Origin of the sequence: Kineosporia babensis (assembly GCF_021129305.1) — a bacterium.
GTDB lineage: Bacteria > Actinomycetota > Actinomycetes > Actinomycetales > Kineosporiaceae > Kineosporia > Kineosporia babensis.
The window spans coordinates 278,348-292,630 of record NZ_JAJOMB010000004.1 but is presented as its reverse complement, the minus strand read 5'-3'; the positions used below and the strand labels follow the sequence as shown (position 1 = coordinate 292,630).

Genomic DNA, 14,283 nt, shown 5'->3' with positions numbered 1-14,283 from the left:
TCGACACGCATCGGCGACCCGAATTACTTCTGCGGAGTTTCCGCTCTATGCTCTGGGGCATGGCGCAGAGAACGGTCGTGGAATTCACCGACGACATCAACGGAAAGCCCGCTGCAGAGACGGTCACCTTCGCTCTGGACGGTAAGACGTACGAGATCGACGTCACCGAGAAGAACGCAGCCAAATTGCGTCAGGCTTTCGAGCCGTACACCGAGGGGGCGCGCCGCCTGACCAAGACCGGCCGGACCATCCGCAAGGTGAGCGCCGGGGTGGACACCGCGGCGGTGCGGGCCTGGGCGGCCAGCAACGGCATCGAGGTCTCCGCGCGGGGGCGGATCTCCTCCACCGTGCTCGAGCAGTACCACGCGGCCGGCAACTAAGGCCTGTCCTGAGAACTGCTTCTGGCGAAGGCGGACGGGTGCCCTAGGGTCCGGGCATGCATCCTGCTCTTGAGCACCTGTTCTCCTGTTCCGGCCGGACCGCGCTGATCACGGGTTCCAGTTCGGGTATCGGCCTGAGCATGGCCGAGGCGATCGGCCGGGCGGGCGCGCGGGTGATCCTCGTGGCCCGTACGGCCGGGGCGCTGGAGCAGAACGTGGCCCGGCTGCAGGCCGACGGGGTGCAGGCCGGCTACCTGGTGGCCGACCTGGAGGACCGCGCCCAGGCGATCGGCCTGGCCGAGCGGGCCCAGGCCGAGTACGGCCCGATCGACATTCTCCTGCACTCGGCCGGCCTGAATCTGCGGCCCCCGATGGGCGAACTCACCGCCACCGACTACGACCGGCAGATGGCCGTCAACGTCGATGCGGCCTTCCTGCTCGGGCAGGCCCTCGGCCCGGCGATGGCCGAGCGCGGCTGGGGCCGGATCATCAACATCGCCTCGCAGCAGTCGGTCAGCGCCTTCGGCAACAGCGGGGCGTACGGCGTGTCCAAGGCCGCCGTCGCCGGACTCACCCGTTCCCAGTCCGAGGCCTGGTCGCCGCAGGGTGTCTGCTGCAACGCCGTCGGCCCGGGCTTCGTCCGAACCCCGTTGACCGCTGAGGCTTTTGCCATTCCGGGCCGTCCCGAAGCCCTGGCTGCGCGCACCCACAGGGGCCGCAACGGCGAGTTGGAGGACTATGCGGGCGTGGCGGTCTGGCTGGCCTCCGACGCCTCGGCCTACGTCACCGGGCAGACGATCTTCGTCGACGGCGGCTTCTCCGTCGCCTGAGCGAATCCTCTGTCCAGCTGGCCGCATTCATCTCGGGCAGACCTGACGAACGTGGCCGGCGTGATGTCGCACCTGGCGGCTCGAAGTCGCAGTTGAAAGCTTTCAAAGCGCCTCATTTCGCGACTTCCGACCGCCGAGTGCGCCTGGCGGCCGCCCTGAGCGACGCGCGTCAGGCGGGACCTGCGCTTGCCAACTGCGAGTGGCCGTCGCCCCTGGAGTGAGCTGCCCGACATCCCCGTTCGGCGGCTGGCGCTGACCCATGTCGATCAACTACCTTCTGGATAGTAGCTATCCACAAGAAAGCATGGAGGTATGTCGTGGCCAAGGTCGTCATCTTCGGGGTCACCGGTTACGCGGGCAGCCGGATCGGGGCTGAGCTGGTCAAGCGCGGGCACCAGGTGCTCGGGGTGGCCCGCAACGCCAAGGAGGTCGCCGAGGGCATCGAGCTGCGCACCGGCTCGATCCACGACGAGGCGTTCGTGAGCGAGGTCGCGGCCGGTGCCGATCAGATCGTCGTGGCGCTGCGCGCGCTGCCGGGCGAGGAGGGCGAGCCCAAGCTGATCGAGGCGCTGCCGCTGCTGACCAAGATCGCGGTGGAGCAGGGCGCACGCCTGAGCTTCGTCGGCGGCGCGGGCTCACTGCTGGTGGCCGAGGGTGGCCCGGCGCTGATCGACACCCCGGAGTTCCCGGACGCGTACAAGGGCGAGGCAGGCAGCCACAAGCAGATCCTCGAGGCCCTGCGCGAGAGCCAGGCCGAGCTGGACTGGTTCTACGTCAGCCCGGCGCCGGCCTTCGGCTCGTGGAACGCCGGCGAGCGCACCGGCACGTTCCGGGTCGGCGGCGACCTGCTCCTCGAAGGCGCGGAGACAGTTTCGGGCGATGACTACGCGATCGCCTATGTTGACGAGATCGAGACGGGCGCGCACCGGCGTCAGCGTCTCGGTGTCGCCTACTGATCATGTGAACGCTCCGCCGAGAGGACGCCGATGGGCAACGAGGACATCGAGTGGGATCCGTACGACCCGAACTGCCCGAGCCGGCAGCTGGTCGACCGGATCGGTGACCGCTGGACGGTCCTGGTGATCGGCGTCCTCTCGGACGGCCCGGCCCGCTACCGGGACCTGGCCGACCGGGTCGCCGGGATCTCGCCGAAGATGCTGTCGCAGACGCTGAAGGCGCTGGAGCGGGACGGGCTGGTGGTTCGCCAGGCCTTCGCCGAGGTGCCGCCGCGGGTGGTCTACGAGCTGACCGAGGCCGGGCAGACGCTGCGCCCGGTACTGCTGGAGCTGGAGCGCTGGGCCCGCAAGCACATGCCCGGCGTGCTGGAGGCCCGCGAGCGTTACGACGCGAGCGCCCAGGGCTGAAGCCACTGCGTGAACGAGGTCGGCCGAATGCCCAGCGCCCGGAGGAATTCGGGCCGGGCGGGCTGGCCGATCTCCCGCAGCATCTCGTGGGATTCCAGTGCCCAGGCGGGCATTCCCGCGGCCAGCGCCTGCGCATCGGTGAGGTCCGGCGCCTGCAGTTCGACGCCCAATGCGGCCGAGAGAGCGCGGGCGATCTCGCTCATCGGCAGATAGTCGCTGGCCAGTTCCAGTTCCATCCGGTCGAACCGGTCCGGATCGGTGAAAGCGGCCGCGGCGACAGCGCCGATGTCCGGCACCGCCACCAGCGAGAGGTGCGTGTGCGGCTTGAGCACGGTGACGATGCCACCTTCCAGGCCCCGCGGCAGCAAGTAGGCGGCCTCGGGCAGGAAATTCTCCATGAACGTGCCGGGCCGGAGAATCGTCCATTGCTGGAAACCGGCCTCACGCACCCGGTTCTCGATGGTGTTCTTGGTGGTGAAGTAGGGCGCCAGCGCGTCCCATCGCCCGGTCTCGTGACCGGGCCAGTCGGTGAATCGGCTGACGCCGCTCGCGGTGGTCTGAACAAAATGGGGGACGTCGGTGGCGCGGGCCGCGTCGATCAGGGTTAGTGCCTGGTCGAGTTCGTTCTGGAAGTCGAATCCGGCGCCGTAAACCGCGGGCATCTGGACCGAGAAGACCCCGCGGACGCCGCGCATGGCCCGCAGCAGCGAATCGCGGTCGAGCAGGTTACCGGCCACCAGTTCGGCGCCGAGTGCTTCGACCTCCTGAGCCGCGGGCGAGGACGGATGGCGGACCAGCGCCCGTACCGGGACTTCGGCCGCCAGCAGCGCCCGGGCGGTCGCACCCCCTTGCCGGCCGGTGGCACCGGTGATCAGGACGGGTTCGGGGGAAGAGTTCATGAGGGACGCCTCCACTCACCTCAGGCGAAACGGCGGGGGTCGCCGGTTCTGGTCGGCTACGATACGGCGGACCCCGCCGGTTAGCAATGCCGAGGTGAATGCCGATGCCCGTCCAGCGTGCCGATGCCCGCCGTAACTACGTCCGCCTGCTCGAGGTGGCCGCGCAAGTGGTCGCCCGCGATGGCGCCGACGCCTCGATGGAGGAGATCGCCCGGCTGGCCGGAGTCGGTTCCGGCACGGTTCGCCGGCACTTCCCGAGTCGGCCGGCCCTGCTCACAGCGGTTTTTGCGGAACGTGTGGACGGGTTGTGTCAGCAGGCGGGTCATCTCGCCGAGGCGGACGACGCCCGGGCGGCACTGCTGGACTGGTTGCGGGAAGTGAACCGTTCGGCCGCAACTTTTCGCGGTCTGGCCGCCGCGCTGGTCCGAGAGACATCGTTGGCCGAGGTGGAGCGCGCGCACTGTGCTTCGGCTCGGCTGACAACGGCGGGCGAACCGCTGGTGCGGCGGGCGGCGCAGGCCGGTGCGCTGGATCCGGCCGCCAGTATCGGCGATCTTCTGGCTCTGGTGACCGGTATTTCGCTGGCCACCGAGCATCACCCGGACCAGAAAGAAGAATCCGCGCGGCTACTCGAGCTGGCGGTGCGCGGGATCAGCCCGACGATGGCGAGAAAACGCTCATGACATGGCAAATCAGCGGGCCGCACAGCAGCACCTCAACCAGCTTACCGGGTGCAGATTTCGCTGGGACTTCCTGGGCGTGAGTCCGCTCACGTAGGGCTCGGACACGTTGCGTGGGCCGGTGCGGTGTGCGGTGCGCCGGCTTCTGCCGGAATTTGCAACGTGGGCAAGAGCTTCCGACGGTGGGTGCGGATCGTTGCAGTTGACGCTCGGTGTGCTCATCCGTTCGACCCAAAGTGGCGCACGTCACAGCATCCCGGTTGCCAAATCCGCCGAGGTCCGGAAGATGGGATGTACGAGGCACTGACGCTCGGTCGTCAGGCTCTACTGGAGGCTAAAAGTGAATGCACTGAGCCCGCTGCTGACCCGGGACGATCTCTTCGAGGGCGAGTTCGAGGAAGAAGAAGTTCTCGAGGAGTCCGAACCCTTCGTCGCCGTCACGCGCGATTCGGAGACCGGCTACGTTTCCGTCGTTCTCAACGAGCGCGCCCGTCAGGCCCTGTCCGCCGTGGTGAACTGCATCGACGACGACGGCCTGAACGAGAAGTACGATCACGCGTGGGACGCCGAGCACGTTCTGGCTCGTCTGCGCGCAGCTCTGTAGCTACAAACCTTTTCGGCGTCATCAAGCCACGGTGGCCCGGACCCGGTCGAGAGACCGCTGGTCCGGGCCTTTTTCACAGCCGTGATCAGAGGCCGCGCAAAGCAGTCGCGCCTGAACGAATTTCGCCGGTGAAAAGTTCCGGCTGTTCCCAGGCTCCGAAGTGCCCACCGCGCGGCGGTTCGCCCCAGTGCACCAGCTGGGGAAAGCGGTGCTCGGTCCATCGCCGTGACGGCCGGGGTACTTCCCGCGGGAAGACGGTAGCGGCGGTCGGCACCAGTACGGGCTCGATCGCGTCCGGGTCGGTGAACCAGCGCCCGACCTCGGCGATGCTCTCGGCGTAGAGCCGGGCCGAGGACGCGCCGGTGCGGGTGAACCAGTAAAGGCTGAGATTGTCCAGAATCTGCCGACGACTCAGGGCGTCTGGGCCGTCGGTCCAGCTCAGCAACTTCTCGCCGATCCAGGCCGCGAGGGCGGCAGGGGAGTCGGCCAGCGCGTAACCAATGGTCTGGGCCCGGGTGCGGTGAACCTCGGAGTACGCCGACGCGTCACCGGCGCGCTCCGAAAGTTCCTGCAATGCAGCTGTTTCGGCGGGGGTAAGATCTTGTCCGGACACAGGGGCAGCTAGCGGTGGTACCAGATGCAGCCCGAAAAGCCGCTGCGGATGCTGCCGGCCGATGCACGTGCTGATGCTCGTGCCCCAATCGCTGCCGGCAGCTATGAACTTGTCGTATCCCAGTCGCGTCATGAGTTCGGCCCAGGCGTCAGCGATGCGGTGGACACCCCATCCCGGCTGGGACGGCTGACCGCTGAAACCGTAGCCCGGCAATGACGGGACCACTACGTGAAAGGCCGGCTGGCCGGAGGTCAAAGGCTCCAGGACGTCCTCGAACTCGAGGAACGATCCGGGCCAGCCGTGGGTGAGCAGGAGCGGGGTAGCCTCTGGATCAGGCGAACGCAGGTGCACAGCATGGATCTTCAGGCCGCCGATCTCGGTGACGATCTGCGGTATCCGGTTGAGTCGGGCCTGGGTGGCCGGCCAGTCGTAGCCGTTGGCCCACTCGTCGCACAGGTCCTGCACCAGGTGCAGCGGCAGACCCTGCGAGGAGTCCGGAGCCGTTCCGGCGTCAGGCCACCTGGTGTTCTGCAGGCGCTGACGCAGCTGGTTCACTGCTTGCGGGGACACGCTGATCCGGAATGGACGCATCACTCGATGATGACTTCCGGGGCGTGCGTCGGCGAACCGGTATCGGCCCGGGCTTGAGCGTGAGCTGCAGCTCGCCGGGCCTGCGGGGCGGGGACATCGCCAGCAGACACATCGCGATCAGGCCGGCCAGGGTGAGGACCACCAGGTCGTAGCGCTGCTGGCCGAACCACACGCCCGGGTACCCGAGTTTCGGTACGTTCAGCTTGGCCACCCCGATCAGGTTCTCGATCGGCACCTCGGCGGTGTCCTGGGTCGGGTTCGCGTCGCCCTTGGTGATCAGGTGCCCGTCCTCGACCGCCTGGATCCGGTGCGAGAGCACCCGCCCCGGTTCGGACGGATCGTTGAAGACAGCCACCATGCCGGGCTTGAGCTCGGACTCCTTGACCGGGCCGGAAACCAGGATGTCGCCGACCTTGACCTTGGGGGACATCGAGCCTGAGGCGACGGTGTGGGCGGACCAGCCGAAGATCAGGGGAACCACCGCCCACACCATCATGCCGCAGATCATCGAAAGGACGTTGATCGACAGGAAGCGGCTGGCGATGAGCAGGCCGCCCCCGAGGCGCCGCGCGATCATCAGGCGGGGTTGCTCTTGGCGGTCCAGACGAACTCGGCTCCCGCGGTCTTGCCCTGCGCGGCGTTGGCGTTGGCGGCCACGTCGGCGGTGAAACGGTACCGCTTCGTGCTGTTGTTGCTCGCAGCGTTCCAGCTGATGGTGGTGCCGTCTCCGGTCGACTGGGAGACCTTCTCGTCGAGCGTCGTCGCTCCGGGCAGGATCTCGTTGGCGCCGGTCTGGCTCGCCCCGGCGCAGCCGCCCGCCGTGTCCACCTCTTCGATCTTGAAGTTGAGGTACTGCCCGAGGTCGTTGTTGCCCGACGGGTACTTCACCGACAGGGTGACCGTGGAGTCGACGCCACCCGTGTAGGTGACCACGACACACTCGGTCTCGGGGTGCCCGGGGGCCATGTTCGTCGCTGAGAAGTTGGAGACCCCCACCATGTTGGCGTTGACGTCTACCTGTGCCGCTTCGAACGTGTTGCCGCCAACGGTGCTCGAGGCGCTGAACGCCGCGTAGGACGTGTGCCAGACCATCATGCCGCTGGCGACGAGACCGGTGGTGATGGCGGCCGGTACGGCGAGGTGCTGACGGAGTACGCGCACTGAAACCTCCCAGTTCAGGCCGGAAGAACCTGTGCGGTCCGGCCTACCAACTTTCTTCGGGGAGCCTTGTCGTCGGCGCCGTGAAAGTCATTACGCAACGTGTTGCATCGGCCTTCGGCTTTATTCTTTCGGAGTAGTCGACCCCCGATCGGCAGCGCACCGTGACCGCAGGCCGGAAGTCCTGAGTTCGGACATTCCCGGGCGAGAAGGTCTGCCACTAGGCCGGTCGGGGGTCCCGGGCTCAAGCCGCCAGCAATCCTTGAGCCGTTCCTGAAGGTAACTAAATCACTGGGGCAGAGCAGATTACGTAGCCCTTCGGGTCCCGCCACACCCTCCCGCCGGGCTCGAACCAGGCTTGCGCTTCCCGCCGGATCGCCCCGATTACCTCGTCACGGTGCGGAAAGTCCGCGGCCACCCCGCAGAACGTCAGGGCTGCCTCGGCAAAAGCCGTCAGCGGAGCGGGTTCGTGGAAAACGAGCGCATTGTCCACGCGCACGACCCGCACTTCGCCGTAAGCAGTTGTCATCAGATCGGGCAGAGAGCCGGAGTTGACGTCGTTCAGCCCGGTGTCGTTGGTGTCGGCGCCGAAACGGGCGGCGACGTGGCGCACCCAGTCCATCGTCCGGGCGCAGTTGCGGGCGTGGTTCACCACCACCGTCACCCGGCCGCCGGGCCTGGTCACCCGGCCGAACTCGTGCAGCGCGGCCAGCGGGTCCGGCACGTGGTAGAGCATGTGGCGGGCGGTACAGATATCAACGGTGGACGTTTCCAGCGGCACCTTGAGTGCACTGCCGCGTAGTGCCTGCACCCCCGGGATCCGGGCCGCGGCGCTGACCGCTGCCTCCGAGGTGTCCAGCCCGATCAGCCGGCCGCGGTGCCCGGTCGTGGCCAGCTGCTTCAGGAAGGTGCCGGTGCCACAGCCGACGTCCAGCAGCGACTGCTCGGAGGGCAGGCCCAGCTCCGCCATCACCTCGGCCTCGGGATCGTTGGCCTGTTCGCTGAAGTGCTGGTGGGTGGCGATGCGGACCTGGAGCGGAGAAAGGTCCGCGTACTCCTTCAGTACTGCCGCGGTGTCCAACCCGGATCCCTTCTGATGGGTTATGGTCACTCTCAGCGTCGCGTGTCGATGGCCGTCCGGGCCAGGCATGGAGGCGCCGGATGGCAAGGAGCACGACGATGACTACGTCGTTCCCTTCGTCCGCCCGTGTCTGAGGGCGGAGAGAAGGCCAGGCTGATCGCCTGGAGTCAGGAACTGCTGCGGGTGCACGCCCGGCTGCGGGAAGCCCTGCAGATATCCCGTGCCGCGGGGGTCGAAGACCTGCTGCTGTACTGCCACGGCTTCTGTGCGGCACTGGACAGGCATCATCGGGGTGAGGACCGCACCCTGTTCCCGGCCATCGCCCGGGCCCATCCCGAACTGCGGGGCACCCTGGAGAAGCTGCAGCAGGACCATTCGATGATCGCCTACCTGCTGAGCGGCCTGCAGGCAGCGGTGGACCGCAAGGCCGGCCCCGAGGAACTGCAGCGGCACATCGAGGGGGTCGGCGCGATCATGGAGAACCACTTCCGGTTCGAGGAAAAGGCCCTGCTGGCCGTGCTGGAAGGCCTCGGCCTGCAGGCCCGGCCGGAGGACGCCCTGGGACCTTTGTGACTTTCGGCCCCCGACTACGATGCCTCCCGGTAAGCATCACCGAACTTGCGGGAGCAGCAATGACTCAGGAGAACCTCTGGCTCCGGCGGATCGCCGAAGATCCGGGTCATTCCCAGTGGTACATCGAGCGGTTCCGGGCGATGGCGGCCCAGGGCGCCGACCTGAACGGTGAAGCCCGGCTGATCGACGCGATGCTCGGGCGGGGCTCCCGGATTCTGGACGCGGGCTGCGGCCCGGGCCGGGTCGGCGGCTACCTGGCCCGGCAGGGGCACCAGGTGGTCGGCGTGGACGTGGATCCGGCCCTGATCGCCGCCGCCGAGAAGGACCACCCCGGCCCCACCTGGCTGACCGGCGACCTGTCCGAGCTGGACCTGCCCGCCCAGGGCATCGCCGAAGGTTTCGACGCGATCGTCTGCGCCGGTAACGTGATGACGTTCTGCGCGCCGAGCACCCGCCCGGAGATCCTGCGCCGCTTCCGCCTGCACCTGAACGAGCGGGGACGGGCGGTGGTCGGTTTCGGCTCCGGCCGGGGCTACGAGGTGGACGACTTCCTGAACGACGCGGTGAAGGCCGGCCTGAACACCGACCTGCTGCTCAGCACCTGGGACCTGCGCCCGTTCTCCCCGGAGGACGACTTCGTCGTGGGCGTGTTCTCCATCGCCTAACCAATCCGGGGGTCCACGTGCAGCTTGGGCCCGGCACCGGCTGGACGGGAGCCCTTGAGCACCTCGCTCACCCCGTCCAGCCCCACGGTGGTGGCCACCAGCGGGCGCGGATCCACCGCACCCTGGGCGAACAGCTCGACCACGCCGGTCAGACCACCCGAACCGGACAGCACGCCCACCGCGGTAACATCTTTCAGCGCCAAGGATCGGCTGTCCAGGAGACTGGGCTGCGCGGAAAGACCGATGAACACCACCCGCCCGCCCGGATCCACCACGTCCACGGCCAGGCTCGGCACCCCAGAACCGTTCGACGCGTCCAGCACCGCGTCGAACCCTGGGGCGTCGCGCACCGCATCCCCGGCCAGCAGCTCCGAAAACCCCAGCGAGGCAGCGAAAGCCAGCGAAGCGTCCGTTGTTCCGGCGATCGTCACCGAGAAGCCCAGCGCCTGACCGATCTGCGCGGACAGCAGGCCGATCGTGCCCGGCCCGATCACCAGCAGCCGCTTGCCGGGGCCAGGATCAGCCCCGCGAACCGCTCGCAGCGCATTAGCCGCCGGTTCCACCAGGGCGCCGGCCACAACGTCCACTGTTGGAGGCAGTTCGACCAGCGCGGTCACCGGCACCGGAAGCTTCTCGGCCAGCGCCCCCGGCCAGCCGTTCCGGATCCCGATCTCGTACCGCTCAGCGCACAGGTGCTGCCGATTGCTGGAACACAGCCGACACGAACGGCAACCGAGCATGGTGTCCGCCGCGACCCGCCGCCCCAGCCACGCCTCGTCCACCCCAGGACCGACCGCGCTGACCCGGCCGCACCACTCATGCCCGATCCGCAACGGGTACGCCGCCTGACCGGTGTGCAGGTAGGACATCTCGCCGGAGAAGAACTCGGCGTCGGTGCCGCAGACCCCCGCGCGTTCCACGTCCACCACCACCTGGCCAGCAGCGGCCTCGGGTTCGGGCACGTCCCAGACCTCGCCCACGCCCGGCGCGGTGATCACGAAAGCCCTCACAGCACCCGCTCAAGGGCCTGGATGCCGCTTTCGCTGCCGAACGCCGATCCGATCGCCACCGCCCGACAGCCAGCAGCCAGGAAATCACTCGCGTTGGCGGCCGAGATCCCGCCGGTGGCGACGAACCGCACATCGGGGAAGGGGCCGAGCTGAGCGCGGATCCAGCCTGGCGTGAGCTGCTCGGCCGGAAAGGCCTTGAGCCAGTTCAGGCCGTAGGAAAGCGCTTTGGCCACTTCGGTGGAGGTGGCCACACCGGGCAGGATCGGCACACCCCGGCGCAGGCACTCGGTGACGACCTCCTCGTGCAGACCTGGACAGACCACGAACGAGGCGCCGAAGGCCAGCACCTCCTCCAGCTGGTCCAGCCGCAGCACCGTGCCTGCCCCGACCAGCGCGCCACGCTCCTGCGCGGCCTCCACCGCGGCGCGCAGACTGGGCACGGCCGCGGGCGACTGCACCGGGACCTCGACCAGTTCCACCCCGCTGTCCCAGGCCCGATGGCACAGCTCGACCGTCCGTTCCGGGCTCTGGCCACGGAAGATGCCGATCACCCGGCGCCGGGTCAGGTGCGCTGCGAAGAAGTGGTCCACACCGGCACGCTACAGCTCGCGCACTTTGTGTGAAAGGGTCGACGGGGTAAGCCCGTAGCCAGCCGAAAGGGCGGTTCAATGCCGAATCTGCGCAGCGACGCGTGGTACGCCGGAGAAGATCGCAACGCCTACATCCACCGGTCCTGGATGCGCCGGGGCGTTCCGAACTCGGCCTTCGAGGGCCGGCCGCAGATCGCCGTCGCCAACACCGCCTCCGACCTCACCCCCTGCAACTCGCACCTGAACGAGGTGGCGCAGTCGGTGAAGAACGGCGTGTACGAGGCCGGGGGCATCCCGCTGGAGCTGCCGGTGGTGTCGCTGGGCGAGACCAATGTCCGCCCCACCGCGATGCTCTGGCGCAACATGGCGGCGATGGCCACCGAGGAGATGCTGCGGGCCAACCCGATCGACGGGGTGGTGCTGCTCGGCGGGTGCGACAAGACCATTCCCTCGCTGCTGATGGCCGCCGCCTCGGTCGACCTGCCCGCGGTGGTGGTACCCGGCGGGCCGATGCTGACCGGCACCTTCCGCGGTGTCCCGCTGGGTTGCGGCACCGACGTCTGGCGGCTGTCCGAAGAGGTCCGCGCGGGCACCCTGTCCCAGGAGGACTTCCTGCTCTCGGAGTCGGCCACCATCCGCAGCCGGGGGCACTGCAACACGATGGGCACCGCGTCCACCATGGGCCTGGTCGCCGAGGCATTGGGCACGGTGATTCCCGGGACAGCAGGCACGCCCGCGCCGGACAGCCGACTGCTGGCCGCCGCGCACCACACCGGCAGCCTGGCCGTGCAACTGGTCGCCGAAGGCCGCCGCCCCAGCGACTTCCTGACCAGGGCCTCGTTCCACAACGCGATCGTGGCGCTGGCGGCGATCGGCGGCTCGACCAACGCCGTGGTGCACCTGCTGGCCATCGCCGGGCGCCTGGGCATCGACCTGACCTTGGACGACTTCGACCGGATCGGCTCCCGGGTACCCCTGCTGGTCGACCTCGCCCCGGCCGGCCGGTTCCTGATGGAGGACCTGCACCGGGCCGGGGGCCTACTGGCGGTGCTGAAGCAGGTGGAGGACCTGCTCGACCCCAGCGCCCTGACCGTCACCGGTAAGCCCCTGGTGGAATACCTCGGCGCGGCCGCCATCTGGGACGAGCAGGTGATCCGCCCACGCCCCACCCCGCTGCTCGACGAAGGCGGAATTGCCGTGCTCAGGGGCAATCTCGCTCCCTCCGGCGCAGTGATCAAGCCTGCCGCCGCCTCCGCGCACCTGCTCAAGCACCGGGGCCGGGCGGTGGTCTTCGACAGCATCGAGGACTTCCACGCCCGCGTCGACGACCCCGAGCTGGAGATCGACGCCACCTCGGTCATGGTGCTGCGCGGATGCGGGCCCAAGGGCTACCCGGGGATGCCCGAGGTCTCGAACATGCCGCTGCCGAAGAAGCTGCTGGAGGCCGGGGTTCGCGACGTGGTGCGGATCTGCGACGGCCGGATGAGCGGAACTGCCTACGGCACAGTCGTTCTGCACGTCGCCCCGGAGTCCGCCGCCGGAGGGCCGCTGAGCCTGGTCCGCAACGGCGACTGGATCGAGCTCGACGTGGCCCGGCGCACCCTCACCCTGGACGTGCCCACCGAAGAGCTGGCCACCCGCCGGCACAGTCCCGAGGCGGCCGCCGGTTACGCCGCTCCGGGCCGGGGTTGGGAGAAGCTCTACGTGGAGCACGTCATGCAGGCCGACACCGGCGCCGACCTGGACTTTCTGATCGGCTCCAGCGGTGACCAGGTGGCCCGCGAGTCGCATTGAGGTAGTGCCTGCTGTACCTCGGCGGTAGGGCAGGCCCCCGGCCGGAGTGGGCAGCAGGAGGCAATGATCTGACCGCTTCCGGCCGACAGGCTTGAACCCATGACGACGACAACCACCAAGACCAAAGCGATCGCCCTCACCGCAGCCGCCGTCCTGGCCGGCTCTGGAGCAGTCATCACCGCGAGCTCGGCCTCGGCGCACCAGAAGCACCGGGAGACCATGGACCAGGTCGCCCGTGAGGTGCTGAAGTCCGGCGCCCCCGGGTACATGGCCCGGATCGACAACGGCCGCCAGGTCCAGCTGACCGCGCAGGGCGTGGCCGACCGCGAGACCGGCCGCAAGCTCAAGGCGAGTGACCGGTTCGAGATCGGCAGCAACACCAAGACCTTCATGTCCGCGCTCACCCTGCAGCTGGTCGACCAGGGCAAGGTCGAGCTGGACAGCAGCATCGAGAAGTACCTGCCCGGGGTGGTGCCGAACGGTGCGAACATCACCGTGCGGATGCTGCTCAACCACACCAGCGGCCTGTTCAGCTACACCGGCGACGAGGCCTTCGCCGAGGGGCTGTACAGCGACCCGGAGCGGGTCTGGACGCCGGAAGAGCTGCTGGAGGTGGCGTTCGCGCACGATCCGAACTTCGCCCCCGGCCAGGACTGGTCGTACTCGAACACCAACTACACGCTGATCGGGCTGCTGCTGGAGAAGAAGACCGGCAAGAGCCTGGCCGACCTGGTGCAGCAGCGCATCGTCAAGCCACTGGGCCTGAAGAACACCTACTACCCGGAACCGGCCGCCACCAACACCGGAAAGGGCTACGCCCGGGGCTACGCGATCAGCTTCGCCGACGGTGAGCCGACTTACGCCGACACCTCGTCCTGGCCGATCGGTGGCTGGGGCGGCGCGGCCGGCGCGGTGATCTCCGACCAGCGCGACCTGTCCAAGTTCTTCTCCGGGGTGATGCAGGGCAAGCTGTTCTCGCAGCAGCAGCTCAAGGAGATGAAGAAGACCGTCGAACTGCCGGCCGACTACCCGATCCAGGGTCGTTACGGCCTGGGCGTGTTCACCATCGAGTCGGCCTGCGGGCCGGTCTGGGGTCACGGCGGCGACACCAACGGCCACCACAGCACGGCGCTGGTCACCGCGGACGGGCGGCGCACGGCGGTCAGCGACACCACCGCCGGCCCGGCCGACCTGACCACGAATCCGGGTGTCGAGCGGTTCGCCCAGGTGGCCTTCGCGGCCCAGGACGTCACCGCCTGCAAGATGCTCGGCAAGCCGGTTCCGCAGACCGTCCTGGACGCCCTGCACGGCAAGGCGAGCTAGCATCCTTCGGGGAGCCGGGCTCGAGGGCTCCCGGCTGGTACGGCCTCAGGCCGGGCCGGACCGGGAGCCCAGCCGGAAACCGTTCCTCACCGAAACCTCATGATCGCTGCGCGAGAGTCTTCCCATCG

The 14,283-nt window shown here is 68.5% G+C and carries 17 protein-coding genes; 10 read left to right on the top strand and 7 right to left on the bottom strand.

What is annotated here, in order from left to right; all coding sequences use genetic code 11:
- Positions 1 to 59 precede the first annotated feature (59 nt).
- The 4 genes from LR394_RS10235 to LR394_RS10220 all read left to right on the top strand — a co-directional run bounded on the left by LR394_RS10235 (position 60) and on the right by LR394_RS10220 (position 2,574).
- A complete protein-coding gene (locus LR394_RS10235; RefSeq protein WP_231440456.1) occupies positions 60 to 380 on the top strand; it encodes a histone-like nucleoid-structuring protein Lsr2 in 321 nt (106 codons plus the stop codon).
- A 56-nt stretch (positions 381 to 436) separates the two neighbouring features.
- The gene (locus tag LR394_RS10230) at positions 437 to 1,210 is read left to right on the top strand and encodes an SDR family NAD(P)-dependent oxidoreductase (RefSeq protein ID WP_231440455.1); all 774 of its coding nucleotides are present in this window, start codon (positions 437 to 439) and stop codon (positions 1,208 to 1,210) included.
- A 317-nt stretch (positions 1,211 to 1,527) separates the two neighbouring features.
- Positions 1,528 to 2,166: an NAD(P)-dependent oxidoreductase gene (locus tag LR394_RS10225; protein ID WP_231440454.1), complete on the top strand. Its 639-nt coding sequence runs from the start codon at positions 1,528 to 1,530 to the stop codon at positions 2,164 to 2,166.
- 30 nt (positions 2,167 to 2,196) lie between these two features.
- Positions 2,197 to 2,574: a winged helix-turn-helix transcriptional regulator gene (locus LR394_RS10220; RefSeq protein WP_231440453.1), complete on the top strand. Its 378-nt coding sequence runs from the start codon at positions 2,197 to 2,199 to the stop codon at positions 2,572 to 2,574.
- On the opposite strand, the gene LR394_RS10215 is transcribed toward LR394_RS10220, so the two are convergent.
- The gene (locus tag LR394_RS10215; protein WP_231440452.1) at positions 2,550 to 3,473 is read right to left on the bottom strand and encodes an NmrA/HSCARG family protein; all 924 of its coding nucleotides are present in this window, start codon (positions 3,471 to 3,473) and stop codon (positions 2,550 to 2,552) included. The genes LR394_RS10220 and LR394_RS10215 overlap by 25 nt on opposite strands.
- A 104-nt stretch (positions 3,474 to 3,577) precedes the next feature.
- Between LR394_RS10215 and LR394_RS10210 the strand changes: the two genes are divergently transcribed.
- Positions 3,578 to 4,156 carry a TetR/AcrR family transcriptional regulator gene (locus LR394_RS10210; protein ID WP_231440451.1) on the top strand — a complete coding sequence of 193 codons (579 nt, stop codon included), beginning with the start codon at positions 3,578 to 3,580 and terminating at the stop codon, positions 4,154 to 4,156.
- A gap of 337 nt (positions 4,157 to 4,493) precedes the next feature.
- On the top strand, positions 4,494 to 4,757 hold the full coding sequence (locus LR394_RS10205) for a hypothetical protein (protein ID WP_231440450.1): 264 nt from the start codon (positions 4,494 to 4,496) through the stop codon (positions 4,755 to 4,757).
- Between the two features lie 85 nt (positions 4,758 to 4,842).
- Here LR394_RS10205 and LR394_RS10200 read toward each other — a convergent pair whose 3' ends face one another.
- The 4 genes from LR394_RS10200 to LR394_RS10185 form a co-directional block, all read right to left on the bottom strand.
- Entirely contained in the window at positions 4,843 to 5,961 is a 1,119-nt protein-coding gene (locus LR394_RS10200) for an epoxide hydrolase family protein (protein ID WP_231440449.1), read from the bottom strand.
- Complete coding sequence (locus LR394_RS10195; protein ID WP_231440448.1) at positions 5,882 to 6,538, bottom strand: signal peptidase I; 657 nt, start codon at positions 6,536 to 6,538, stop codon at positions 5,882 to 5,884. The genes LR394_RS10200 and LR394_RS10195 overlap by 80 nt, the downstream gene beginning before the upstream one ends.
- Positions 6,538 to 7,122 carry a hypothetical protein gene (locus LR394_RS10190; RefSeq protein ID WP_231440447.1) on the bottom strand — a complete coding sequence of 195 codons (585 nt, stop codon included), beginning with the start codon at positions 7,120 to 7,122 and terminating at the stop codon, positions 6,538 to 6,540. The genes LR394_RS10195 and LR394_RS10190 overlap by 1 nt, the downstream gene beginning before the upstream one ends.
- Positions 7,123 to 7,402: 280 nt before the next feature.
- Positions 7,403 to 8,200: a class I SAM-dependent methyltransferase gene (locus LR394_RS10185; RefSeq protein WP_231440446.1), complete on the bottom strand. Its 798-nt coding sequence runs from the start codon at positions 8,198 to 8,200 to the stop codon at positions 7,403 to 7,405.
- Between the two features lie 126 nt (positions 8,201 to 8,326).
- Here LR394_RS10185 and LR394_RS10180 point away from each other — a divergent pair, with 126 nt between their 5' ends.
- Together LR394_RS10180 and LR394_RS10175 are read left to right on the top strand one after the other, a co-directional pair.
- Entirely contained in the window at positions 8,327 to 8,773 is a 447-nt protein-coding gene (locus LR394_RS10180) for a hemerythrin domain-containing protein (RefSeq protein WP_231440445.1), read from the top strand.
- 59 nt (positions 8,774 to 8,832) lie between these two features.
- Complete coding sequence (locus tag LR394_RS10175) at positions 8,833 to 9,438, top strand: class I SAM-dependent methyltransferase (protein WP_231440444.1); 606 nt, start codon at positions 8,833 to 8,835, stop codon at positions 9,436 to 9,438.
- On the opposite strand, the gene LR394_RS42835 is transcribed toward LR394_RS10175, so the two are convergent.
- A complete protein-coding gene (locus tag LR394_RS42835) occupies positions 9,435 to 10,448 on the bottom strand; it encodes a zinc-dependent alcohol dehydrogenase (protein ID WP_231440443.1) in 1,014 nt (337 codons plus the stop codon). The genes LR394_RS10175 and LR394_RS42835 overlap by 4 nt on opposite strands.
- On the bottom strand, positions 10,445 to 11,038 hold the full coding sequence (locus LR394_RS10165; RefSeq protein WP_231440442.1) for a bifunctional 4-hydroxy-2-oxoglutarate aldolase/2-dehydro-3-deoxy-phosphogluconate aldolase: 594 nt from the start codon (positions 11,036 to 11,038) through the stop codon (positions 10,445 to 10,447). Before LR394_RS10165 ends, LR394_RS42835 begins: the two co-directional genes overlap by 4 nt.
- Before the next feature lie 78 nt (positions 11,039 to 11,116).
- Between LR394_RS10165 and LR394_RS10160 the strand changes: the two genes are divergently transcribed.
- Together LR394_RS10160 and LR394_RS10155 are read left to right on the top strand one after the other, a co-directional pair.
- Positions 11,117 to 12,832, top strand: coding sequence for an IlvD/Edd family dehydratase (locus LR394_RS10160; RefSeq protein ID WP_231440441.1), 1,716 nt, complete (start codon positions 11,117 to 11,119; stop codon positions 12,830 to 12,832).
- Between the two features lie 99 nt (positions 12,833 to 12,931).
- Positions 12,932 to 14,155 carry a serine hydrolase domain-containing protein gene (locus LR394_RS10155; RefSeq protein ID WP_231440440.1) on the top strand — a complete coding sequence of 408 codons (1,224 nt, stop codon included), beginning with the start codon at positions 12,932 to 12,934 and terminating at the stop codon, positions 14,153 to 14,155.
- The last annotated feature ends 128 nt before the right edge of the window (positions 14,156 to 14,283 follow it).

Bases quoted from the DNA above. Each gene is read 5' to 3' on its own strand.
- LR394_RS10235 (WP_231440456.1), top strand. From the start codon at position 60: ATGGCGCAGAGAACGGTCGTGGAATTCACCGACGACATCAACGGAAAG.
- LR394_RS10230 (WP_231440455.1), top strand. From the start codon at position 437: ATGCATCCTGCTCTTGAGCACCTGTTCTCCTGTTCCGGCCGGACCGCG.
- LR394_RS10220 (WP_231440453.1), top strand. From the start codon at position 2,197: ATGGGCAACGAGGACATCGAGTGGGATCCGTACGACCCGAACTGCCCG.
- LR394_RS10215 (WP_231440452.1), bottom strand. From the start codon at position 3,473: ATGAACTCTTCCCCCGAACCCGTCCTGATCACCGGTGCCACCGGCCGG.
- LR394_RS10210 (WP_231440451.1), top strand. From the start codon at position 3,578: ATGCCCGTCCAGCGTGCCGATGCCCGCCGTAACTACGTCCGCCTGCTC.
- LR394_RS10200 (WP_231440449.1), bottom strand. From the start codon at position 5,961: ATGCGTCCATTCCGGATCAGCGTGTCCCCGCAAGCAGTGAACCAGCTG.
- LR394_RS10195 (WP_231440448.1), bottom strand. From the start codon at position 6,538: ATGATCGCGCGGCGCCTCGGGGGCGGCCTGCTCATCGCCAGCCGCTTC.
- LR394_RS10175 (WP_231440444.1), top strand. From the start codon at position 8,833: ATGACTCAGGAGAACCTCTGGCTCCGGCGGATCGCCGAAGATCCGGGT.
- LR394_RS10160 (WP_231440441.1), top strand. From the start codon at position 11,117: ATGCCGAATCTGCGCAGCGACGCGTGGTACGCCGGAGAAGATCGCAAC.
- LR394_RS10155 (WP_231440440.1), top strand. From the start codon at position 12,932: ATGACGACGACAACCACCAAGACCAAAGCGATCGCCCTCACCGCAGCC.